Source organism: Nonomuraea helvata, from assembly GCF_039535785.1.
GTDB lineage: Bacteria > Actinomycetota > Actinomycetes > Streptosporangiales > Streptosporangiaceae > Nonomuraea > Nonomuraea helvata.
The window spans coordinates 761,584-782,923 of record NZ_BAAAXV010000001.1 but is presented as its reverse complement, the minus strand read 5'-3'; the positions used below and the strand labels follow the sequence as shown (position 1 = coordinate 782,923).

19 protein-coding genes are annotated in these 21,340 nt (G+C 70.6%); 13 read left to right on the top strand and 6 right to left on the bottom strand.

The window, feature by feature from the left end:
• Positions 1-71 precede the first annotated feature (71 nt).
• Genes ABD830_RS03455 through ABD830_RS54085 form a run of 6 tightly spaced genes read left to right on the top strand, consistent with a single transcriptional unit; the run spans position 72 to position 6,083 of the window.
• Positions 72-1,211 (top strand): efflux RND transporter periplasmic adaptor subunit, encoded by a 1,140-nt coding sequence (locus tag ABD830_RS03455; protein WP_344984817.1) that lies wholly within the window; start codon positions 72-74, stop codon positions 1,209-1,211.
• Entirely contained in the window at positions 1,208-1,981 is a 774-nt protein-coding gene (locus ABD830_RS03450; RefSeq protein WP_344984816.1) for an ABC transporter ATP-binding protein, read from the top strand. Before ABD830_RS03455 ends, ABD830_RS03450 begins: the two co-directional genes overlap by 4 nt.
• Entirely contained in the window at positions 1,978-3,231 is a 1,254-nt protein-coding gene (locus tag ABD830_RS03445) for an ABC transporter permease (protein ID WP_344984815.1), read from the top strand. Before ABD830_RS03450 ends, ABD830_RS03445 begins: the two co-directional genes overlap by 4 nt.
• A 10-nt stretch (positions 3,232-3,241) precedes the next feature.
• Complete coding sequence (locus ABD830_RS03440; protein ID WP_344984814.1) at positions 3,242-3,805, top strand: hypothetical protein; 564 nt, start codon at positions 3,242-3,244, stop codon at positions 3,803-3,805.
• Entirely contained in the window at positions 3,802-4,494 is a 693-nt protein-coding gene (locus ABD830_RS03435) for a response regulator transcription factor (protein ID WP_344984812.1), read from the top strand. The genes ABD830_RS03440 and ABD830_RS03435 overlap by 4 nt, the downstream gene beginning before the upstream one ends.
• The gene (locus ABD830_RS54085; protein ID WP_425567063.1) at positions 4,491-6,083 is read left to right on the top strand and encodes a histidine kinase dimerization/phospho-acceptor domain-containing protein; all 1,593 of its coding nucleotides are present in this window, start codon (positions 4,491-4,493) and stop codon (positions 6,081-6,083) included. Before ABD830_RS03435 ends, ABD830_RS54085 begins: the two co-directional genes overlap by 4 nt.
• Here the strand turns inward: ABD830_RS54085 and ABD830_RS03420 are convergent.
• Entirely contained in the window at positions 6,043-7,419 is a 1,377-nt protein-coding gene (locus ABD830_RS03420) for an FG-GAP and VCBS repeat-containing protein (RefSeq protein ID WP_344984811.1), read from the bottom strand. The two genes, ABD830_RS54085 and ABD830_RS03420, sit on opposite strands and share 41 nt — an antisense overlap.
• A gap of 120 nt (positions 7,420-7,539) precedes the next feature.
• Between ABD830_RS03420 and ABD830_RS03415 the strand changes: the two genes are divergently transcribed.
• Positions 7,540-8,769, top strand: a complete 1,230-nt coding sequence (locus tag ABD830_RS03415) for a cytochrome P450 (protein ID WP_344984810.1) — start codon at positions 7,540-7,542, stop codon at positions 8,767-8,769.
• 12 nt (positions 8,770-8,781) lie between these two features.
• Here ABD830_RS03415 and ABD830_RS03410 read toward each other — a convergent pair whose 3' ends face one another.
• The 4 genes from ABD830_RS03410 to ABD830_RS03395 all read right to left on the bottom strand — a co-directional run bounded on the left by ABD830_RS03410 (position 8,782) and on the right by ABD830_RS03395 (position 13,015).
• Positions 8,782-10,194, bottom strand: coding sequence for an MFS transporter (locus tag ABD830_RS03410; protein WP_344984809.1), 1,413 nt, complete (start codon positions 10,192-10,194; stop codon positions 8,782-8,784).
• Entirely contained in the window at positions 10,191-10,796 is a 606-nt protein-coding gene (locus tag ABD830_RS03405; protein WP_344984808.1) for a TetR/AcrR family transcriptional regulator, read from the bottom strand. The genes ABD830_RS03410 and ABD830_RS03405 overlap by 4 nt, the downstream gene beginning before the upstream one ends.
• A 73-nt stretch (positions 10,797-10,869) precedes the next feature.
• Positions 10,870-11,511: a biliverdin-producing heme oxygenase gene (locus ABD830_RS03400; protein ID WP_344984807.1), complete on the bottom strand. Its 642-nt coding sequence runs from the start codon at positions 11,509-11,511 to the stop codon at positions 10,870-10,872.
• A gap of 142 nt (positions 11,512-11,653) precedes the next feature.
• Positions 11,654-13,015 carry a phenylacetate--CoA ligase family protein gene (locus ABD830_RS03395; protein WP_344984806.1) on the bottom strand — a complete coding sequence of 454 codons (1,362 nt, stop codon included), beginning with the start codon at positions 13,013-13,015 and terminating at the stop codon, positions 11,654-11,656.
• Between the two features lie 141 nt (positions 13,016-13,156).
• Between ABD830_RS03395 and lon the strand changes: the two genes are divergently transcribed.
• Both lon and ABD830_RS03385 read left to right on the top strand, forming a co-directional pair.
• A complete protein-coding gene (lon, locus tag ABD830_RS03390; RefSeq protein ID WP_344984805.1) occupies positions 13,157-15,514 on the top strand; it encodes an endopeptidase La in 2,358 nt (785 codons plus the stop codon).
• Positions 15,515-15,581: 67 nt separating this feature from the next.
• On the top strand, positions 15,582-16,712 hold the full coding sequence (locus tag ABD830_RS03385) for a Fic family protein (protein ID WP_344984804.1): 1,131 nt from the start codon (positions 15,582-15,584) through the stop codon (positions 16,710-16,712).
• A 3-nt stretch (positions 16,713-16,715) separates the two neighbouring features.
• Here the strand turns inward: ABD830_RS03385 and ABD830_RS03380 are convergent, their stop codons facing one another.
• On the bottom strand, positions 16,716-17,144 hold the full coding sequence (locus tag ABD830_RS03380) for a MarR family winged helix-turn-helix transcriptional regulator (protein ID WP_344984803.1): 429 nt from the start codon (positions 17,142-17,144) through the stop codon (positions 16,716-16,718).
• A gap of 113 nt (positions 17,145-17,257) precedes the next feature.
• Between ABD830_RS03380 and ABD830_RS03375 the strand changes: the two genes are divergently transcribed.
• The 4 genes from ABD830_RS03375 to ABD830_RS03360 all read left to right on the top strand — a co-directional run bounded on the left by ABD830_RS03375 (position 17,258) and on the right by ABD830_RS03360 (position 21,334).
• Entirely contained in the window at positions 17,258-18,274 is a 1,017-nt protein-coding gene (locus ABD830_RS03375; protein WP_344984802.1) for an FUSC family protein, read from the top strand.
• Complete coding sequence (locus ABD830_RS03370; RefSeq protein ID WP_344984800.1) at positions 18,258-19,433, top strand: alpha-amylase family protein; 1,176 nt, start codon at positions 18,258-18,260, stop codon at positions 19,431-19,433. Before ABD830_RS03375 ends, ABD830_RS03370 begins: the two co-directional genes overlap by 17 nt.
• 291 nt (positions 19,434-19,724) lie before the next feature.
• The gene (locus tag ABD830_RS03365; RefSeq protein ID WP_344984799.1) at positions 19,725-20,681 is read left to right on the top strand and encodes a methionine ABC transporter ATP-binding protein; all 957 of its coding nucleotides are present in this window, start codon (positions 19,725-19,727) and stop codon (positions 20,679-20,681) included.
• Positions 20,678-21,334, top strand: a complete 657-nt coding sequence (locus ABD830_RS03360) for a methionine ABC transporter permease (RefSeq protein ID WP_344984797.1) — start codon at positions 20,678-20,680, stop codon at positions 21,332-21,334. Before ABD830_RS03365 ends, ABD830_RS03360 begins: the two co-directional genes overlap by 4 nt.
• Positions 21,335-21,340 lie beyond the last annotated feature (6 nt).

Genomic DNA, 21,340 nt, shown 5'->3' with positions numbered 1-21,340 from the left:
TCGCGGCTCCGGCGCAGCATCATGTGCAAGGGTCACCGCCTGTGAAGGTGTCCACAAGGCGCAGAGCGCTGATGACCAACGGAGCACTGGCGGTGCTCCTGCTGGGCGGTGCTGTGCTCGCCTACTCCCAGCTCGGCACGGATCGGGCGGCCGGTGAGACGACCGTCAGGACCGTGACCGCGACCCGCGGCTCGGTGGTGGCCGCGGTGTCCGCGTCGGGCGCGGTGACGAGCTCCAAGTCCAGAGCGCTCTCCTTCGGCACGACGGGCACGGTCGAGAAGATCTACGTCAAGGCCGGCGACAAGGTGAGCAAGGGCGACATCCTGGCCAGGCTCGACGACGACGCCGCCCAGGAGAGCCTGTCGGCGGCCAAGGCCACGTACGACAGCGCCGTGGACGACGGGACCTCGACGGCCCAGCTCTACGCCTCCTACATCAAGGCCCGCAACGCCTACCGCGAGGCCCAGCGCACGGTGGCGGCCACGGTGCTGAAGGCCCCGTTCAAGGGCACGATCACGGCGGTGAACGGCTCGGTCGGCGGCGGCAGCTCCGGCTCGGGCGCGAGCTCGGGCTCCGGCTCCACCTCGGGCACGGGACAGGGCTCAGGACAGGGCTCAGGACAGGGCTCGGGACAGGGCGCGAGCTCGTCGTCCGGTACGGGCTCCAGCGGCTTCATCGAGATCGCCGACACCGGCAAGCTGCAGCTCGTGGGCTCCTTCACGGAGTCCGACGCCGGCAAGCTCAAGCAGGGCCAAGAGGCCACGGTCACCTTCGACGCCCTGCCCGGGGTGACCGCGACGGGCAAGGTCACCCAGATCGATCCGGTCGCCTCCACCAGCAACAACGTCGTGCAGTACCCGGTCACGGTCACGTTCGCGAAGGTTCCGAGCCAGGTGCGGCTGGGCCAGACGGCCACCGTCGAGGTGGTGGTCGGCCAGGCCGACAACGTCGTCACCGTCCCCTCCACCGCGGTCTCCACCAGCGGCGGCCAGACCACGGTCACCCTGCTCCAGAACGGACGCCAGACCAGGACCCCGGTCGAGGTCGGCGTGCAGGGCACGAGCCTGACCGAGATCAAGTCGGGTGTGTCCGAGGGCGACCAGCTCGTGCCCCCGGTGACCACGACCGGCACCACGGGCGGCAACCTGCGCTTCGGCGGCGGCGGATTCCCGGGCGGCGGCCCCGGCGGCGTGCCGGGAGGCGGGCGATGAGCGCCCCCTCGGCCGACACCCCTTCCACTGACGCGACCCCGCCCGTCCTGCGCGTGCGGGACCTGATCAAGGAGTACGGCGAGGGCGACGCCAGGGTACGCGCCCTGCGCGGCGTCAACCTGGACGTCGAGCGCGGTGACTACGTCGCCATCATGGGCGCCTCCGGCTCCGGCAAGTCCACGCTCATGAACATCCTGGGCTGCCTCGACATCCCGACCTCCGGCACGTACGAGATCGACGGCTCCGACGTGGGACGGCTGGACGAGCGCCAGCTCGCGATCCTGCGCAACCGCAGGGTCGGGTTCGTGTTCCAGTCGTTCAACCTGATCCCGCGCATGAGCGCGCTGGCCAACGTCGAGCTGCCGCTGGTCTACGGCGGCATCGGCCAGGCCGAGCGGCGCGCGCGGGCGCTGGCCGCGCTGGAGCAGGTCGGGCTGACCGACCGCGTGCACCACGAGCCGAACCAGCTCTCCGGCGGCCAGCAGCAGCGCGTGGCCGTGGCCAGGGCGCTGGTCACGGCGCCCGCGCTGCTGCTGGCCGACGAGCCGACCGGCAACCTCGACACCGCCTCCACGGGCGACGTCCTGGAGATCCTGGACCGGCTCAGCGCGTCCGGCCGCACGATCGTGCTCATCACCCACGAGAACGACGTGGCCGCGCACGCCAAGCGGGTGATCAGGCTGGTGGACGGCGAGATCGTGGAGGACCGCCGCCAGGCGCCGGTGGACGGCCCGCCGCCGCGTATGACAGAGAAGGCAGCGGCCAGGTGAACCAGCTCGAGATCCTCCGCTTCGCGCTGCGCGGCCTGCTGGCCAACAAGATGCGCAGCTCGCTGACCACGCTCGGCATCCTCATCGGCGTCGCCGCGGTCATCATGCTGGTCGCCGTCGGCGAGGGCTCCTCGCAGAGCATCCAGCGCAACATCCAGCGCCTCGGCGCCAACACCCTGACGATCTCCCCGCAGTTCTCGGGCGGCGGCGGCGGCGGTGGCGGCCTGCGGGGCCAGGGCGGCGGCGGGAACACCGGCCCGCGTACCCAGGCCAGGCAGCTCAGCCTGGCCGACGCCAAGGCGCTGACCGACAAGACCCTGGCGCCCTCGGTCAGGAGCGTCTCGCCCGTCGTGACCGCCTCCTCCTCGACCGCCGCGTACGGGGCCGCCAGCCACGCGATCTCGCAGTTCGTCGGCACCTATCCCAGCTACTTCGAGGCCGTGAACAAGCCCGTCGCCAAGGGCAGCTACTTCTTCAACGACGATGTGCTGGCCGCCAGGAAGGTCGTGGTGCTCGGCCAGACCGTCGTGGAGGAGCTGTTCGGGACCGTCGATCCGATCGGCAAGCAGATCAGCGTGTCCGGCGTGCCGTTCACGGTCGTCGGCGTGCTGAAGGAGACCGGGTCCACCGGCATGCAGGACGCCGACGACGTGGCCATCGCGCCGCTGCCCGCCGTACAGCAGAGCCTGAGCGGGTTCGGCTCGCTCAGCTCGGTCGTCGTGCAGGCGACCGGAGCGGACACCACGACGGCGGCGCAGGCCGAGGTCACGGCCATCCTCAACCAGCGGCACGGCATCAAGAACGACAACGCCGACTTCCGCATCCTCAACCAGGCCACGCTGCAGGAGACCGTCAGCGCGGCGACCGGCACCTTCACCGTGCTGCTGGGCGCCGTGGCGGCGATCTCGCTGCTGGTGGGCGGCATCGGCATCACCAACATCATGCTGGTGACCGTCACGGAGCGCACGCGCGAGATCGGCATCCGCAAGGCGATCGGCGCGCCCAGGAGCGCGATCCTGGGCCAGTTCCTGCTGGAGGCCACGCTGCTGAGCCTGGTCGGCGGGCTGTCGGGGGTGCTGGTGGCGTTCATCGGGACCAGGTTCACCATCGCCGGCATCGAACCCGTCCTCGTGCCGTCCTCGGTGGCGCTGGCGCTGGGCGTGTCGGTGGGGATCGGGCTGTTCTTCGGGAGTTACCCCGCCAACCGGGCGGCCAAGCTGCGGCCGATCCAGGCCCTGCGCCACGAGTAAGGAGAATGACATGGCCCAGCTCGACTCCTCACCCTTCCCCGACGACCTGGGAGAGGAGCTCGCCGTCCAGCCCAGCAGGGGCCCCTCGAAGCTCACGCTGGCGCTGGCCGCCGGCGTGGTGCTGGTGGCGGGCATCCTCATCGGCATCCAGGCGCAGAGCCTGTTCGGCTCCTCGTCCGCGTCCGCCGCCGGCGGGCAGCGCCCCGGCGGCGGCGGGTACGGCGCGCAGCAAGGGTACGCTCAGCCGCCAGGAGGTTTCGGCCAGCAGCGCAACGGGTTCGGGCAGCCCCCGGGCTACGGCGGCGGCCAGCGGATGGGCGGCGGGGGAGGTACGGTGGGCACCGTCCAGAAGGTCGAGGGCGGCAAGATCTATGTCAAGACCATGGACGGCTCCACTGTCACGGTCACCGTGAGCGACCAGACCACCGTCCAGATCTCCAAGCCGGGCAAGGTGTCCGACCTGCAGACCGGCACCTCGGTCGTGGTACGCGGCCGGCAGGGCGGTGACGGCTCGGTGGCGGCCACCTCGATCACCCAGGGAGCCCAGGGAGCCCAGGGAGGAGGCCCTCGATGAGCGAGCCCGAGGCCAGGCTGCTGGTGGTCGACGACGAGCCCAACATCAGGGAGCTGTTCTCGGCCAGCCTGCGCATGGCCGGGTTCGAGGTGCTGACCGCGGCCGACGGCATGGAGGCGCTTCGGGTCGCTGAGGAGAGCTCACCTGATCTGGTGATGCTCGACGTCATGCTGCCCGATCTGGACGGCCTGGCGGTCGCGGGCAGGCTGCGGTCCCGCGGCCGCCGGGTCCCCGTGCTCTTCGTGACCGCCAAGGACACGCCGGAGGACCGGATCGCGGGGCTGGGGCTGGGCGAGGACTACGTGACCAAGCCGTTCAGCCTGGAGGAGGTCATCGCCAGGATCCGGGCGGTGCTGCGCAGGACCCGGCGCGGCGCGCCGCCGCCCAACCGGATGCGGGTGGCCGACCTGGAGCTCGACGAGGAGAGCCACGAGGTGTGGCGCGACGGCATTCCGATCAAGCTGTCGCCGACGGAGTTCAGGCTGCTGCGGTACTTCATGCTCAACGTGGGCCGGGTGCTGTCGAAGACGCAGATCCTCGACCACGTGTGGAACGGCGACTGGCGCACCGACGTCGGCCTGGTCGAGTCGTACGTCTCCTACCTGCGGCGCAAGGTGGACACGGGGGAGCGCAAGTACCTGCACACGCTGCGCGGAGTCGGCTACATCCTGCGCCCGCCCCGGATATGAGCACGTTCTCGACGAGGGTCGCCCGGCTGCGGAAACACCTGGCCAGGACCCCGCTCTGGCTCCGCCTCGTCTCCGCCACGCTCCTGCTGGTCACCCTCGCCATCACCCTCACGGGCGTGTTCGCGGTGCGGCTGCTGCGTGGCTACCTCGTCGAGCGTGTGGACCAGCAGCTGATCGCGGCCACCCGCCCGCTGCGCGACCCGCCCCCGATGGCCGAGCAGCCCCGCCCCGGCGGGCGCCCGCAGCGCTTCTTCGGCCTGTTCTACGCGGTGCTCCTGGACCCCTCCGGCACCCCGATCCGGACGCTCAGCGAGTCGACAGAGGAGCACACGCCCGCCCTGCCCAAGCTCGACCTCCTCAAGGTCGTGGCACTCAACGGCCGTCCCTTCACCGTCGAGTCGCTCGGGACCGGGGGCCCGAGCTGGCGCGTGGTCGCCGTGCCGGGCCGCGACGGCGAGAGCCGGGTGATCGCCGTCAACCTGAGTGAGGTGGACGCCACGGTCTCCCAGCTCGTCCTGATCGTCGCGGTCGCGGGCGGTGGCACGCTGGTGGTGCTCGGGCTCGCCTGCTACTGGCTGGTACGCCGCAGCCTGCGCCCGCTCCGCGAGATCGCGCGCACGGCCAAGGACATCGCGGGCGGCGACCTGTCGCGCCGCGTGCCCCTCTGGGCGGGCACCACCGAGGTCGGCAAGCTCGGCCGTTCGCTCAACAGCATGCTCGCCCAGATCGAGGCGGCGGCGGGCGAGCGGGAGGCGGCGGCCGAGTCGGCCCGCCGGTCCGCCACGGCGGCCAGGCGGTCCGAGGAGCTGATGCGCCGGTTCATGGCCGACGCCTCGCACGAGCTGCGCACGCCGCTGACCTCGATCAGGGGATTCGCGGAGCTGTACCGGCTGGGGGAGGAGAAGGACCTGGCCGAGGCCGTACGGCTGCTGAGCCGCATCGAGGGGCAGGCGGCGCGCATGGGGCTGCTCGTGGAGGACATGCTGCTGCTGGCCCGGCTCGACCAGCGGCGGGAGCTGGCGATGCGGCCCGTGGACCTGCTCAGCCTCGCGGCCACCGTGGTGATCGACGCCCAGACGCTGGCGCCGGACCGGAAGATCGAGCTGGTGCGGCTCTTCGGCGGCGAGGGGGGACGTGACCGTGACGGGCGACGAGTCGCGGCTCGGGCAGGTGCTCAACAACCTCGTCACCAACGCGCTCACCCACACGCCGGCCGGCACGTCCTTCCAGGTGCGGGTCGGGCTGGACGGCGACCAGGCCGTGGTGGAGGTGGCCGACGAAGGGCCCGGGTTTCCGGCGGAGGTGGCCGAGCGGGTGTTCGAGCGGTTCTACCGCGCCGACCCGGCCCGGAGCGCCGGCGGGTCGGGGCTGGGGCTGTCGATCGCGGCCACGCTGGTGGAGGCGCACGGCGGCATCGTTATGGCGGAGGGCGCGCCGGGCAAAGGAGCGCTGTTCAGGGTGATCCTGCCCGTCAACGGCGCCGCACCCCGCCCTGCTCCCTCCTGAGGACCCCTGAGGACGCTGAGGACCTTGAAGGCCTTGAAGGCCTCAGCCGAAGGTGTAGCCGTACAGGCCGTTGCCCTGGCTGAGACGGCGCACCTTGCCCAGCTTCAGCCCCCGCTTCCGCGAGCCGGGCGCGTACATGACGAGCCCCTGGTCGGGGGCCGCCACCACCAGCCCGTAGAGCGGCCGCCGCCGGTCCAGCGTGTGGTAGCGCTCGCTGAGGGGCAGCGCGGCCAGCGCGGCGCCGAAGTCCCGGCCCTTCCCCTTGACCAGCAGGTTCCCCACCCGGGTCAGCCCGCCGGAGGCGCGCCCGGCCAGCACCTGGACCGCCTTCTCGCCGGGCACGCCGATCGCCAGCTCGTCGTTGCCGTCCCCGTTGAAGTCCCCGGCCGCCAAGGACGCCCCGAACCGGTCGTAGTACCGGGGCACGCCTTCCAGCGTGTTCTGCGACCACGCCTCGCTCTTGTGGGTGGTCAGGCCGCTGCGCGACCCGTACAGGACGTCCACGGTGCCGTCGCCGTAGTCCATGGCCCGCTGGTTGGCGCTGAGGCCCTCGCCGGGGACCCCGACGGCCAGGTCGGCGCGTCCGTCGCCGTTGAAGTCGCCCGTGGCCAGCGCGGCGCCGAACGCGTCCCACTTCTCGGAGGCCCCCTTGATCCCGGGGCTGCTCTGGGTGAGCTGCCGGGCCCGCTTCGCCCGTAGGTCGAGCACGGTCACCGAGCCCTGTCCGTCCAGCGTGACGCTGTCGGCGGGCGCGCCGACGACCAGCTCGTCCTTGCCGTCGCCGTCGAAGTCCCCGGTCGCCAGCGCCGCCCCCCACTGGTCGGTCACGTTCGCCGCCTGCCGCACCCACGACGTCTTCTGCGTGATCTGGTACGGCTTGCGCCCCTTCATCCAGTAGACGGTCACCGCCCCGCCGGACCGGTGGCTCGGCGCGCCCACGACCAGCTCGTCCCGGCCGTCCCCGTCGAGGTCCCCGGCGGCCAGCGACGCGCCGAACCGGTCGCTGGACGGCCTGGCCAGCGCCAGCTCCTTGCCCGGGACCAGCCCCTCGGCCGACCCGTTGAAGATCTGGACGACCCCGTTCCCGTCCCCGCCGGGCACGCGGGCGCCCGTGAACTCCTCCGACACCCCCACGGCCAGGTCGGCGCACTTGTCCCCGTTGAAGTCCCCCACGGCCAGAGCCGACCCGAACGAGTCGCCCGGCTCCGCCCCGGCCTGCGTGAGCTTCACCTTCTTCCCGGACCCGTACATCACGGTCACCGACCCGGCCCGGGAGTCGTCGTAGGGAGCGGCCACGGCGAGGTCGGGCCGTCCGTCGCCGTCGAAGTCGAGGGAGTGCCCACCGCATGACCGAGCCGCGGTGGGAGTCGTACCGGAAGTGAGTGGAAGAACCAGACACGCGGCGAGCAGCAGCTTCATACCGGAAGTAATGTCCACACAGGTCGAACCGTGCCTGAACGGCGCGAGAACGGCCCTGGAGATGCGGATGCACATCGGTTGCCCATGCCCAGGGGCATGGGAACGTGCCACGATGGTCGCGTGGACATCGACCTCGCGGATTTGGATTTCTGGCGGAGGCCGCTCAAGGAGCGGAATGAGGCGTTCGCCCGGCTCCGCCAGTTGGAGCATCCGGTGTTCTTCCCGGAGAAGAAAGTCCCTTTCCTCCGGTCAGGCAAGGGCTTCTACGCTCTCGTACGGCACGCGGACGTGGTCGAGGCCAGCCGCAACGCCAGGATCTTCTCCAGCGAGCCGGCCGTGACCAACCCGGAGCCGCCCGGCTGGGTGAAGCAGGTGTTCGGGGAGTCGATGGTCAACATGGACGACCCGCGCCACGCCCGCCTGCGCAGGATCGTCACCCGCTCCTTCAGCCCGAAGATGCTGGCCGGCCTGCAGAGCGACATCGAGGCCGCCTGCGCCCGCATCGTGGACGACGTCGTCGAGGAGGGCCCGCGCGACTTCGTGGCCCAGGTGGCGGCCCGGCTGCCCATCCACGTCATCTGCGACATGCTGGCCGTCCCGCAGGAGCTGCGGGAGAAGGTCCACCAGCACGCCGACATCTCCACCGCGTACACCGGCGTGCGCCCCAGCCTGGCGCGCAGCGTCCAGCTGGCCGGCCAGAACATGCTGGCCCTGCTCGCCCTGCAGCGCATGGTCATCAAGCTCGGCCACGAGCGCGTCGCCGACCCCAAGGGCGACCTGGTGTCCCTGCTGGTCAACGCCAACGTCGACGGCGAGCGGCTGACCGACAAGGAGCTCGGCTCGTTCTTCGCCCTGCTGCTGGTCGCGGGCAACGAGACGGCCCGCAACACGATGGCCCACGGCATCAAGCTCCTCACCGACAACCCGGCGCAGCGCGAGCTGCTGACGGGCGACTTCGACGCGCACGTCAACGGCGCGATCGAGGAGATGGTCCGGTACGTGTCACCGATCATGCAGTTCAGGCGCACGGTCACCGAGGACTGCTCGCTGCGCGGGCTGGAGCTGAAGAAGGGGGACAAGGTCGTCCTCTTCTACGGTTCGGCCAACCGGGACGAGTCGGTCTTCCCGGACGCCGACACGTTCGACATCACCCGCGACACCAAGCCGCACGTCGGCTTCGGCGGGCCGGGCCCGCACTTCTGCCTCGGCGCCAACCTGGCCAGGCAGGAGCTGCGTACGATGTTCCGCGAGCTGCTGACCAGGCTGCCCGGCATCCGCGCGGTCGGCGAGCCCGAACTGCTCCTGTCGAACTTCGACAACAGCGTCCGCACCCAGGCCTTCACCTTCTAGCCGATATCCGGTTCACTCGTCGACCGCGAGCACGTTCGTCCTGATGGTGAAGAACGTGATCAGCGCCGACACCACCATCATCCCCGCACTGATCAGCATCGCCATCCGGAACCCGGCGTCGAACACCGGCGGATTTTTGAACGCGTCGCCCACCAGCCCGACCAGCGGCGGCACCGCGGCGACGGCGAGCAGGCTGCCGGTGCGGGCCACGGCGTTGTTGACGCCGCTGGCCGTGCCCGCGTACCGCTCGTCGGCCGTGGCGAGGACGGTCGAGGTGAGCGGCGCGACCGCCGCCGAGAGCCCCAGCCCGAAGACGGTCACCGCGGGGAGGACGCCAAGCAGGTACGAGGCACCGGGTCCGATCGTGCTCATCGCGACGAACCCGCAGCCGGCGAGCAGGATCCCGGCCGTCATCGGCCAGCGCGGCCCGATCCGCTTGGCCACCTCCCCGGCCCGCCCCGACAGCAACAGCATCAGGATCGTCGTCGGCAGCATGGCCAGCCCCGCCGCGATGGGCCCGAAGCCGGACACCACCTGGAGCTGCACCACGAGCAGGAAGAACACCACGCCCATGGCCGCGTACATGATCAGTGTCACCACGTTCACGGCCGTGAACACGTGGTTGCGGAAGATCCCCACCGGCACCAGGGCGTCCGGCGACCTGCGGATCTCGAGCACCACGAACGCCGCGCCCAGCACCACTCCGGCGATCAGTGGCACGGGCGCGCCCTTCTGGATCAGCCCGTACGTGATCCCGGCCAGCGCCAGCGCCGCCAGCACCGAGCCGAGCACGTCGAACCGCCCCGCCGCCTCCTCGTCCCTGCTCTCGGGCACGTGCCGCACGGTGACGAGCACGATGAGCAGCGCGAACGGCAGGTTGATCAGGAACGCCCAGCGCCACCCGGCCGTCTGCACCAGCCACCCGCCCAGCAGCGGCCCGATCGCGGCGGCCACCCCGCCGAGCCCCGACCAGATCCCGACGGCCCGGGGCCGATCGTGCCGTACGAACGACGCCTGGATGATCGCCAGGGAGCCGGGCGTGAGCAGCGCCCCGCCGATGCCCTGCAGGGCCCTGGCTCCGATCAGGAACTCGATGTTCGGTGACAGGCCGCACAGGGCGGACGCGACGGCGAACCACACGGTGCCGATGACGAAGACCTTCCGCCGCCCGTAGCGGTCACCCAGGGATCCGCCCAGCAGGATCAGGCCGGCGAGGGTGAGGGTGTAGGCGTTGATCGTCCACTGCAGGCCGTCCATGCCCGCGTCGAGCTCCTTGCCGAGGAACGGGAGCGCGACGTTGACCACGGTGCTGTCGAGCAGGGCCAGCCCCGACCCGAGCACCGTCGCGGCGAGGATCCAGCGGCCGCGGGCGGATTTGAGCTCGATGTGGCCGTCCCCGGGCACCACCGTTTCCGGGCCGGTCATGCGGCGCTTTCCGCGCGGAGGGCCCGCAGCACGAACTCGGACACCAGCTCCGCGGCCCGGTCGACCGTCACGTCGCCGCTGATCAGCGGAACGCGCTCGGCGCCGATGACGGCGAGGACCATCCGGGCCGTGGCCCCCACCTCGAGCACGCGGAAGTCACCGGACTCGACCCCGCTGTCCAGGATGTCCACGAGGACGCGCTGCATGGGCGCGACGTGCTCGGCCAGCTGCTGGAAGGCGTCCGGGCCGAGAGCGGCGCCGAGATCGGCGGCCCCGGGGTGCGGATGGGCGAGCAGGCCCGCCAGCTGCAACCGTACGAACGCCCGCAACCGGTCAGCGGGGGAGGCGCTCTCCGGCAACTCCCGTTCGTAGCTGTCGATGAAGTACTGGGTCACCCGCTCGGTGAACGCCAGCAGCAGGGCCGCCTTGTCCGGGAAGTAGTTGTACAGGACGGTCCGGGTGATGCCTGCCTCGCCGGCCACGTCCGTCATCGAGATGGCGTCGATGCCGTGCATCCTGGACAGACGGGAGAGGGCCTGCAGGATGCGGTCGCGCGTCTGCGCGCGATGCTCGCCGATGGTGGCGGCCGAGATCCGGGGCATAGGCCCATCGTAGGCCTCTTCCGGCTGCTTCCATCCGATACCAACCGTTCCCGGCGCCCTCGCCAGGAGCCGATCAGGCGGCCTGGCGGGTGTGGTGCAGCTCGGTGAGGACCTCGGTGTTGAGCTGGTAGGCCAGGCGGACCTCGCGGATGACGCGCTGCCGCTCGCGCTCGTCGAACTCCAGCCCGTCGAGGCGCGTGCGGTATTCGCTCTTGAACTTCGGCAGGCTGCCGAGCTCGTCGAAGATGTAGAAGTCGACGCCCCCGCCCTTGCCGTAGCCGTAGATCTTCTGCAGCTCCAGCCGGATGAACTGCCCGCCCGACAGGTCGCCCAGATAGCGCGTGTAGTGGTGCGCGATGTAACCGCCCGGCCAGTCGGCCACCTGCTGGATCCGCGCGACCAGCGTGCGCGTGGCCTTGGACGGCGCGATCCGGTGCTGCCAGCCCGGCCCGTAGATCCTCTCCAGGTCCCGCTCGAGCGCCCGCTCCCGATACAGCTCGGGGAAGACGAACCGGCCGGCCACCGGGTGGCCGGCGAGCTGCCGCGACACCCCGTCGAGGGCGACGTACGCGAAGTAGTGCTGGGCCACCATCTCGCCGTACTCGTGCTCGCTCAACCGGCCGTCCATGAGCTCGGCGAGATAGCTCTCGGACTCGGCGGACTCGTGGTCGGCCCAGGTGGCGTTCCTCAGGATTTCGGAGAACGACGTGGTCACGGACTACCTCAACTCGCATGTACGTTTTATGACGAAGTGTCACAAACGTCGGTATCTTGCGTCAAGCCGATAGCGACACTATGTCATGAAAACCCGCGTTTCCTCTTTCGTGCCCCAGTAAACACCACGTCAAGAGGTCGTGTCAGCGGGTATAGCGGTGCTTGGCGCCGGGTGGGAAATACTCGGGATCGCCGGATTCCCGCAGCCGGATGAACGGCATCTGCTGCGAGGCGGGCACGTAGTTGGCGAACTCGCTGTTCAGCCTCAGCAACTGGGCCAGGATCGACTCGCCCACGGCCTGGGCCGTCTGGTCGGACGGCTTCTCGCCGGGCGCGAGCTCCACCGTGATCGTCAGATGCCGGTCGCGCTGGGCGTCCTCCACCACCTCCATGACGAACTTCCCCGTCACCGACCCGCTGACCTCGGGCTGCTCCAGACCGATGGCGATGTTCTCCGGGTAGACGTTCGCGCCGTAGTAGGACACCGTGAAGTGGGCGCGGCCGAAGACGTACACGAACGGCCGCTCCGGCCCCTCGGCCGCGGGCTCGAAGCCGTGCCGGCGGGCGAAGCCGAGCAGCTCGTCGTACGGCAGCACACCGCCCTCGTCGGCGATGTGATAGCGGATGAGCGGGATGCCGTTGTCGCCGGAGAAGAGCAGCGTGCCCTGGTACTCCTCGAAAAACCGGACATCGGGGTCGTACTGCACAAGCGTCGGCAACCTGGATTCACCGAACAGCTCCCTGGCCGTATCCGGATGAGCGGACAGGAAGCGCCGGATCTCCACCGACAGCGGCGTCTCGTTGCCCAGGACGCCCGCGTCGGCGGTGCCGTACAGGGAGGCGATGCACTTGACCGGGTCCGCGATCCCGGCCCGCCGCGCGACGAGGCTGCGCCACTCCTCGCTGAACACCTCTCCGGCCGTGACCAGCTTGATGTTCCAGTCGGCCCACGGGAGGTCCTCGGTGTCGATGACGTTCTTCAGGAACGGCGGATAGCCCAGGAGCACGACCTGGTCGAAGTGGGGTGCCAACTCGGGGATGACCCGCAGGATCTCCCTCCGGTCGGTGCCAGGGGCGACCACCGTGATCGGGTAGCCGCGTTCGGCCAGGTGGCGGCAGCAGTTGACGGTGAACAGACCGCCGACCCAGGTGCCGAGGGCGAAGCAGACGACGGCGAGGGTGCGGCGCTCGCGGGCGTCGAAGGAGTCCCTGAAGACCTCCTCGAACCGGGCCGCGATCACCCGCTCGTCGTCCGCCGAACGCGGCCAGAAGGACGGGACGCCGGTGGAGCCGGAGGACACGGCGATGATGTCCCCGATCACGCCGTTCCTGCACAGGTCAGGGAGGGGGTGGCGGTGGGTGTAGCTGTCCTTGGACGTCATCGGCACCCGTACGAAGTCCTGAAGTGTCGTGACATCCTGCGGGTCGATGCGGTGCTCCGCCAGAAAGGCCTGGTAGGCGGGTACGGTCTGCGCCACCTGATGAAAGAGCTCAACCGGGTCCATCAGCCGACTGTACGGCGGAGGCCCGAACTCTCAGGCTTGGCTTACAAGATTACGATCGCCGTGAGCGAACATCATCAAGAGAGGGAACAATGCCGGGCTCCAATGAATTGAGTCGGTATAACTCAACCCATTGGAGTTCGCATGAGTGAGAGTCTGATCCTCCCGGTCCTGCCGCTGGACGACGAGGTCGTACTGCCGGGCATGGTGGTCCCCCTGGACCTGTCCGACTCCGAGGTGCGCGCTGCCATCGACGCGGCCCGTGCATCCGGTGGCAACAAGCCGCGGGTCCTCCTCGTTCCCCGCATCGACGGCCGCTACGGCGCCATCGGCGTACAGGCCGTGGTCGAGCAGGTCGGGAGGCTGCCCGGTGGCGAGCCCGCCGCCGTGGTGCGGGGCGTCGACCGCGTCCGCGTGGGCACCGGCACGACCGGCCCCGGCGCCGCACTGTGGGTCGAGGCCGACACGATCGACACCGTCGCCGCCGGCGAGCGCGCCCAGGAGCTGGCCAAGGAGTACAAGGCCCTCGCCACCACGATCTTGCAGAAGCGCGGCGCCTGGCAGGTCGTCGACCAGGTCAACCAGATCGACGACCCCTCGGTGCTGGCCGACAGCTCCGGCTACACCCCCTGGCTGACCACGGCGCAGAAGGTCGAGCTGCTCGAGGCCGCCGACCCCGCCGACCGGCTGGCCAAGCTGGTCGAATGGTCCCGCGAGCACCTCGCCGAGCTCGACGTCGCCGAGACGATCCGCAAGGACGTCCAGGAGGGCATGGAGAAGCAGCAGCGGGAGTTCCTGCTGCGCCAGCAGCTCGCCGCCGTGCGCAAGGAGCTCAAGGAGCTCAACGGCGACACCGAGACCGAGGAAGAGGACTACCGCGCCCGCGTCGAGGCCGCCGACCTGCCGGAGAAGGTGCGCGAGGCCGCGCTCAAGGAGGTCGACAAGCTCGAGCGGACCTCCGACCAGTCGCCCGAGACCGGTTGGATCCGCACCTGGCTGGACACGGTGCTCGACATCCCCTGGAACACCCGTACTGAGGACAACTACGACATCACCGGCGCGCGGAGCGTGCTCGACGCCGACCACACGGGCCTGTCGGACGTGAAGGACCGCATCATCGAGCACCTGGCCGTGCGCAAGCGCCGCCAGGACAAGGGCCTCGGCGTGGTGGGCGGCCGCCGCAGCGGCGCCGTGCTGGCTCTCGCCGGTCCTCCCGGGGTCGGCAAGACGTCTCTGGGCGAGTCCGTGGCCCGCGCGATGGGCCGCAAGTTCGTACGCGTCGCGCTCGGCGGCGTACGCGACGAGGCCGAGATCCGCGGCCACCGCCGCACCTACGTCGGCGCGCTGCCCGGCCGCATCGTCCGCGCCATCCGCGAGGCCGGCTCGATGAACCCGGTCGTCCTGCTCGACGAGGTCGACAAGGTCGGCGCCGACTACCGCGGCGACCCGACGGCCGCCCTGCTGGAGGTGCTCGACCCCGCCCAGAACCACACGTTCCGCGACCACTACCTCGAGGTCGAGCTGGACCTGTCCGACGTGCTCTTCCTGGCCACGGCCAACGTTCTCGAGGCCATCCCCGGGCCGCTGCTGGACCGGATGGAGGTCGTCACGCTCGACGGCTACACCGAGGACGAGAAGGTCGCGATCGCCCGCGACCACCTGCTGCCCAGGCAGCGGGAGCTGGCCGGGCTGACCGCGGAGGAGATCACGGTCGAGGACGACGCGCTGCGCAAGCTGGCCGCCGAGTACACCCGCGAGGCGGGAGTCCGGTCGCTGGAGCGCGCTGTCGCGAGGATCCTGCGCAAGGTGGCGGCCAAGGACGAGCTGCCCGTCACGGTCGGCGAGGACGACCTCGTGGGCTACATCGGGCGGCCGCGGTTCGTGCCGGAGTCGTCCCTGCCCGAGGCCACCCAGCGCACCTCGGTGCCGGGCGTGGCCACGGGCCTGGCGGTCACCGGCGCCGGCGGCGACGTCCTGTACGTCGAGGCGTCCCTGGCCGACCCGGAGACCGGCGAGACCGGCCTCACGCTCACCGGCCAGCTCGGCGACGTGATGAAGGAGTCGGCCAGGATCGCGCTGTCCTACCTGCGCTCGCACGGGGCGGAGCTGGAGCTGCCGGTCACCGCGCTGAAGGACCGCTCGGTGCACGTCCACTTCCCCGCGGGCGCCGTGCCCAAGGACGGCCCCTCGGCCGGTGTGACGCTGACGACCGCGCTGGCGTCCCTCCTGTCCGGCCGTCTGGTACGTGGCGACGTGGCCATGACCGGTGAGATCTCGCTGACCGGGCGGGTCCTGCCGATCGGCGGCGTCAAGCAGAAGCTCCTGGCGGCCCACCGGGCGGGCATCACCACCGTCCTCATCCCGGCCCGCAACGAGCCGGACCTGGACGACGTGCCCGAGGAGGTCCGCAACGAGCTGACCATCCACGCGGTGAGCGACGTGCGTGAGGTCCTCGACATCGCCTTGACCCCGGCCCAAGTGGCCTCTACGGTCGCCGCATAATCCAGGCATAAATGGGCGAATCATTCAGTCGCTTGACTGGATGATTCGCCCATGCTGTTATGGGGGCATGCTGTACGAGACCCCGGCGCTGGAGCCCGCGGACAAAGGCGTCCTCGAGGAGATCGAGGAGATGCGGCGCGACCTGAAGTACCGGCTCGCCGAGACGCACCGCTGGGACGGGCAGCTCCGCAGGCAGTTGCAGGCGCGTGCGATCCAGGGCTCGAACTCGATCGAGGGCTATCAGGCCAGCGTCGAGGACATCCAGTCGATCATGGCGGGGGAGGAGCCCCTGGAGACGTCGGCGCCGGTGGCTCAGGAGATCGCGGGCTACCAGCAGGCGCTGACCTACATTCAGATGCTGTCGCGGGCGCCGGTGTTCCACTACGACGTCGGGATGCTCAACGCGCTCAACTTCATGGTCATCGGTCACCACCGCAACAAGGGGCCGGGCGTCATCCGGCCGGGAGCCATTTACATCCGCGACTCCGACACGGGAGAGGTCGTCTACGAGGGCCCCGACGTCGAGTTGGTGCCCGGCGCGATGAATGAGCTGGTCGTATGGCTCAACGAGGGAGACCTGGACGCCCCCGGCTATGTCCGGGCCGCCATGGCCCACTTCAACCTCGTCAAGATCCACCCGTGGCGCGACGGCAACGGCCGGATGTCCAGGGCGCTGCAGACGCTGGTCCTCGGCCGCGAACAGATCCTGCTGCCCGAGTTCTGCTCCATTGAGGAGTGGCTCGGCCAGCAGCGCGTCACGCTCGACTACTACGACGTGCTCGGCCAGGTCGGCGGGCGGCGATGGGGCCCTCACGGGGACACGCTGCCGTGGGTGCGGTTCTGTCTCAAGGCGCATCACATGCAGGCCCAGCGGGTCCGCCAGCGCCTCGCCGAAGCCGGAGAGATCTGGATGCTCCTGGAGGAACAGGTCGACGCCGACGGGCTCAACAGCCGTACCGTCTCCGCGCTCTACGAGGTGTTCGTCAACAGGCGCCTGCGCAGGAGCCGCTACCAGGCCGACGAGGGCCTGAGCCAGGGGCAGGCCGCTCGCGACCTGCGCGATCTGGCCGCCAAGGGATGGCTGCGGCCCTACGGTGAGACCAAGGGCCGCTTCTACGCCCCAGGGCCGCGCATGGAGCGGATCAAGGCGGACTTCGCCGAACGGGTCACCCCGCTGCGCGACCCCTACCGTCAGTAGCCCTCACGCCTGGAGCTGTTCGAGCAGGTCGGCCGCGACTGCCAGGATGCGGCACTCAGCGTGGGTGAGCTTGCCGGCCAGCGCCTCGGCCAGCCACAGATCCGTGGTGCCGACCTGCTGCGTGAGCGCCGTGGCGCCGCGCTCGGTGAGGACGATGTGGTGCCTGCGGCGGTCGGTCTCGCCGCGCGACCGGCGGATCAGGCCCTGCTCCTCCAGGGAGGCGAGCACGCGGGTGACGGACTGGGGCTGGAGGTGCTCGGCGGCGGCGAGCTCTCCCGCCGTCAGCGCGCCGCGCCTGTGCAGGTGGCCGAGCAGGGAGAGAGCCAGGCGGCCGAGACCGTGCGCGGGCCGCTCGTCACGTAGCCGCCTCGCCAGGCCGATGGTCGCCCGGCGGAGTGCCACGGCTGTGGCACGCAGCTCCTCGTCGTCCATGATTACTACGATAGCACTTACTAATTGACCCGATAGACCATCGAAACTGGCATAAATTAGTAAGCAGTGCGTAGGAAAGTGGAGTAGGCTTCCGCGTCGAGGAGGTGTGCCGCATGCGGATCGAGCTGCGACCCATGGCCGCCGCCGCGCTGGGGCTCGGCGGGCCGGTCGCGTGGGGTGTCGCCTCGGGATGGCCCGCGCTCGGCGCCCTGGCCGCTCTCGGAGCCCTCGCTGTGAACGGCGTCTCCCTGAACGGAGGCCCGCTTGCGCGCGCCCTGGCCCAGGGAGCCGCCGTGGTGGCGGGAACGGCCGCGGCGGGGTTCGCCGGGGTCGCCGTCGCGGGGCGCGGATGGCTGACCGCGGTGACCGTCGTGCTCGTCGCGGGCGTGCTCGCGACGGCAGGGGGCATCAGCCGTCCCATGGCCGAGCACAGCACGCGCTTCATCATCTTCATGGTCATCAGCACCGGCGTGCCGCAGGGCGTCGAGCCGGTCGCCGCCGCCGTGCTGTTCGCCGAGGGGGCGGCCTGGGGCCTGCTGGTCACCGCTCTCTGTGTCCACGTGAGACGCACCCGCAGTGGCGCCCAAGAAGGCCACACAGCCGCCGCTCGACCGGCCCCCACGGCGAGAGCGCTGCTGCGGCGCTGGTGGGGGACGCTGGGGAGCGTACGCGGATGGCAGTACCCCATCCGCCTGACCGTGTCCCTCGCCGCCGCCGAGGCCGTCGGACTCCTGTGGCCCCAGCCGACCGCTTCATGGATCGCCGTCACCGTCGTGATCATCGTCCGGCGGCGACCGGACGGATCGGCGCGGCGGTCGGTCGAGCGGGCCGCCGGCACCGCCGCCGGAGTGATCGCGGGATCAGTCGTGCTGCTGTGGGTACCGCCTTCGTGGCTGCTCGTCCTGCTCGTCGCCGCGCTGGCCGCAGCCAGGCCGGCGCTCAAGGAGCGCAACTACACCATGTACGCGACCGTCATGACCCCGCTCGTCCTGCTGCTCATGGGCCACGTGTCCCCGGCCACGCTCGGCTACCGCCTGGCCGACACGGCGATCGGCTGCGCGATCGCCCTCGGACTGGCCTGTGCGCCCTACATACGGAAGAAGGAGGCGCTTCGTGCCGCCGTGGGCTGAACATGCGATCTTCTGGCACGTCTACCCGCTCGGCTTCGGCGCGGGCCGGCCGCGCCCGCTGCGGCACCTGGCCGGCTGGCTCGACTACGCCGTCGAGCTGGGCTGCTCTGCGATCATGCTGGGGCCGATCTTCGCCTCCGAGACGCACGGGTACGACACCGTCGACCACTTCTCGATCGACCCTCGCCTCGGCGACGAGCGGGACTTCGACCACCTCGTCGAGCAGGCACGCGACCGCGGGCTGCGGATCGTGCTGGACGGCGTGTTCAACCACGTGGCCCGCTCGTTCCCCGCCGGGGAGCGCTGGCTGCGGCGCCGGCCCGGATCCGGCGACTACGAGACGTTCGAAGGGCACCACCACCTCGTGGTGCTGGACCACGCGGAACCGGCCGTGCGCGAGCACGTGACGGCCGTCATGGACCACTGGCTCGGCAGGGGAGCGGCCGGGTGGCGGCTGGACGCGGCGTACGCGGTGCCCGCCGGATTCTGGGCGCAGGTGCTGCCCGGCGTGCGCGAACGCCACCCGGACGCCTGGTTCTCCGGCGAGGTCATCCACGGCGACTACGCGGACTACGTCGAACGGTCGGGGCTGGACTCCGTCACCCAGTACGAGCTGTGGAAGGCGATCTGGAGCTCGCTCAACGACCGCAACCTGTTCGAGCTGGCCTGGGCGCTCGACCGGCACAACCGGATGCTGGAGACGTTCACGCCTCAGACGTTCGCCGGGAACCACGACGTCACCAGGCTCGCGACCAGGCTCGACGACCCCCGCCACCTCGGGCACGCGCTGGCCGTGCTGTTCACCGTGGGCGGCGTGCCGAGCGTGTACTACGGCGACGAGCAGGCGTTCCAGGGGCTCAAGGAGGAGCGCGAAGGCGGCGACGACGCGATCAGGCCCGCCTTCCCCGACACCCCCGCCGGGCTCGCGCCGCACGGCTGGCCCGTCTACCGCACGCACCAGCGCCTCATCGGCGCGCGCAGGCGCCACAAGGGCGCGGCGAGCGCCCGCACCACCGTCGAACATCTCTCCGGCACCGCCGCCGTCCTGCGCTCCGACGCGGGGATGACGCTCCTGCTCAACGTGGGCGACGAGCCGCACCGCTTCCCCGGCATCGGGGAGGTCCCGCCGCACGGCTGGGAGATCATCGAGGAGAAGTGAGTCAACTCACACCGCGCATCAGGAATGGAGCCGAGTAAAGATCTCGTTAGGACAGGCGTGACAGAGAACGCCGCGTGTTGTCCGGGCCGAATGCTGAGCCGCTGAAGCGACCCTCCGCCCCGATGCCCCGTTCTCGTCGAAAGCTCTCCACATGATCGCACCAAGTTTCGTGCTGCGCAGGCTGAGCCACCTGCCCTTCCACCCCGGCACGCGCTGACACCACGCGCTTTCTTCCGGTGATGTACGTTTCCGCGGCCCCCGACGGGCCGCTCTCAGTCGTGGGGAAATTCCGTGATCCAGGCTTCCGGCCTGCGCAAGAAGTACGGGGACACCGTCGCACTTGACGGCGTCGACCTGCACGTGCGCGAAGGCGAGATCTACGGCGTGCTCGGTCAGAGCGGCGCCGGCAAGAGCACGCTCCTGCGCTGCGTCAACCTGCTCGAACGCCCCACCGCGGGCACCGTCACCGTCGCGGGGCAGGACCTGACCGCGCTGCGCAGCGCCGACCTGAACCGCGCCAGGCAGCGCATCGGCATGATCCACCAGCACTTCGCGCTGCTGAGCTCGCGCACGGTCGCGGGCAACATCGCCTTCCCGCTGGAGATCATGGGCGTGCCCAGGGCCGAGCGCGAACGGCGCGTCACCGAGCTGCTGGAGCTGGTCGGGCTCGAGGGCCGCGGCAAGGACCGCACGAACCAGCTCTCCGGCGGCCAGAAGCAGCGGGTCGGCATCGCCAGGGCACTCGCGGGCAACCCCGCCGTGCTGCTGTCGGACGAGGCCACCTCCGCGCTCGACCCGGCCACCACCCAGTCGATCCTCGCCCTGCTCAAGCGGCTCAACACCGAGCTGGGCCTGACGATCCTGCTCATCACCCACGAGATGAACGTCGTCAAGAGCGTCTGCGACTCGGTCGCCATCATGGCGAACGGCCGCATCGAGGAGTCCGGCGCCATCGCCGACCTCATCAGGACGCCGGGATCCCGCCTGACCAGGGAGATCTTCCCGCTGCCGGAACCCGCCCCGGCCGGCTCGGTGACGCTCACGTTCACCGGCGACCCGCGGCAGCCGGTGGTGTCGGAGGTCGTCAGGAAGTTCGACGTGGACCTGAGCATCCTGGGCGGCTCGATCGAGGACCTCGCCGGCGGCTCGGTGGGCCGCCTGCGCGTCGCGCTCGACGGCGCCGAATCGGCCGCGGCACTGGCGTTCCTGCGCGACGCGGGCCTGATCGTGGAGGTGGAAGCTTCATGACCTGGGACGAGATCCTGCCGCTGCTCTGGCCGGCGACGCTGGAGACGGCGCAGATGGTCGGCTGGTCGACGCTGTTCACCGCGCTGCTCGGGCTGCCGCTCGGCGTGGCGCTGGTGGTGTTCGACCGAGGCGGGCTGCGGCCGCTCCCGGCGTTCAAGTCGGGGCTCGGCTTCGTGGTCAACGTCGGCCGGTCGCTGCCGTTCATCGTGCTGATGATCGCGATCATCCCCTTCACCAGGGTCGTCGTCGGGACGACCATCGGGACGGCCGCGTTCGTCGTGCCGCTCACCGTCGGCGCGGTGCCCTTCTACGCCCGGCTCGTCGAGACGGCGCTCAGGGAGGTCGGCGCGGACGTGGTGCAGGCCGCGCAGGCCATGGGCGCGAGCCGCACCACCATCGTGCGCAAGGTCCTCCTGCCCGAGGCGCTGCCCGGGCTGGTCGCGGGCCTGACCGTGACCGTCGTCGCGCTCATCGGCTACTCCGCCATGGCGGGCACGCTCGGCGGCGGCGGCCTGGGCGACCTCGCCGTCCGGTACGGCTACCAGCGGTTCGAGACGCTGCTGATGATCGTGACCGTCGTCCTGCTCCTCGTGATCGTGCAACTCCTGCAGAGCCTGGGCGACTGGGTCGCCCGGCGTCTATCCCACAAGTAAGGAAAA